Source organism: Ruegeria sp. AK4 (assembly GCF_056541025.1).
The window spans coordinates 1-888 of sequence record NZ_JBQFXS010000076.1 but is presented as its reverse complement, the minus strand read 5'-3'; the positions used below and the strand labels follow the sequence as shown (position 1 = coordinate 888).

Below are 888 nucleotides of genomic sequence, written 5' to 3'. Positions count from 1 at the left end.
TCTGTATTCCCAATGTCCTTTCTCAGCCATCAAGACGACGTCGCGGGCTTGATCCGACGTGTTCAGGGACGCGATGTTTGGCGAAAGTTGATCCCCCAATACAAGGATCACGTCAGGTGCTGCCGCAGACCGTTCTCGCACAATTACTTGGGTGTTTTTACTTTGTGATGAACGGGTGGCGTGATCCGTCTGTTCACGGCAGGAGTGCCTCGATCTCATTCGTAATAGAGGCCGAAAGCGGATCAACGGTCGAGCTGAATGTTTCGACGACCGTGCCATCGGGGCCAATCAAGACCTTGTTGAAGTTCCACCGTGGCACGAAGCCTTCCTCCTCTTTCAAGAATCGGAAGAATTGGTGAGCATCAGGTCCAGTCACGCGTGTTATCACGCTCATCGGCAAATCTATGCCGTATTGTAGCGCGCAGAAATCTCGCACTTCTTCGTTGGTCGCCAACTCTTGTTTGAAGTCATCCGAAGGGACCGCGACGACAACCAATCCGCGGTTGCGATACCGATCGTAGAGGTCTTGAAGCCCTCGGTATTGACGGGTGAACGCACACTGTGATGCCGTATTGACCACTAGAACCGGTTGGCCGTGCCAATCTGACAGCGAAAACGTTCCCCCGTCGATCGAGTCAAACTGCGCATCAAGTTCAAAAGCCCGCACTTGATTGCCCAACAAGATCAAGCCGCAAAGCACAATTATTCGCAACATTCTACGCCTCCAATTCTTTATTTGAATACGCAATATCAATACGGGTGGATTTCATTTTGCGGAGATATCGCGCGCGCTGCGCGTTAAGCTCGATGGTCGCAACTCCAAAATTGAAAGTTTGGAGTATGCGAAAAGTAACTTCAGGCCCATGATCAGAAATTGCCCTAATTCTC

The 888-nt window shown here is 50.9% G+C and carries 1 protein-coding gene; it reads right to left on the bottom strand.

What is annotated here, in order from left to right; translation table 11 throughout:
• Positions 1–193: 193 nt before the first annotated feature.
• The gene (locus tag ACR0EZ_RS25945) at positions 194–715 is read right to left on the bottom strand and encodes a glutathione peroxidase (RefSeq protein WP_480617728.1); all 522 of its coding nucleotides are present in this window, start codon (positions 713–715) and stop codon (positions 194–196) included.
• Between the last annotated feature and the right edge of the window lie 173 nt (positions 716–888).